Source organism: Inquilinus sp. OTU3971 (genome assembly GCF_038440215.1).
Window position 1 is genome coordinate 1 of record NZ_JASATH010000452.1, and the last position, 411, is coordinate 411.

Annotated in this window: 1 pseudogene; it reads right to left on the bottom strand. The window is 67.9% G+C overall.

Annotation, left to right across the window (positions count from 1 at the left end):
- A pseudogene (locus AAHM41_RS40375) lies at nt 1–411 on the bottom strand (ABC transporter ATP-binding protein/permease); the annotation flags it as partial.

Genomic DNA, 411 nt, shown 5'->3' on the forward strand with positions numbered 1-411 from the left:
AAAGGACAGGCTGCCGGCGAAATACCCCGGTGCGGCGACGATGATCGGAGCCACGAGGGCGAACCAGCCGTAGCCGGAGGTGACCCAGGTCAGCCTGGCGGCGGCGCCGACGATCCCGCGCATCGCCGAAAGCACCTCTTCGAGTTCCTGCTGCAGCCGCTGGCGTTCGTCGGCTTCGCCGCCGCCGAGGGCGATGCCGTCGGCATTCTCGCTGACGCGAACGAGAGCAAAGCGGAGCTCGGCCTCCTGGGTGTACCGCTCGGCATTGAGTCCGATCAGGGGGCGCCCGACGCGCCAGCTGAACCAGGACGCGGTCGCCGCATAAAGCAGCGCACACCACACCATGTATCCGGGGACCGCGAAGCTGCTCCCCTGGAGCACGAACGCGACATCCTCCGACAGCACCCACAA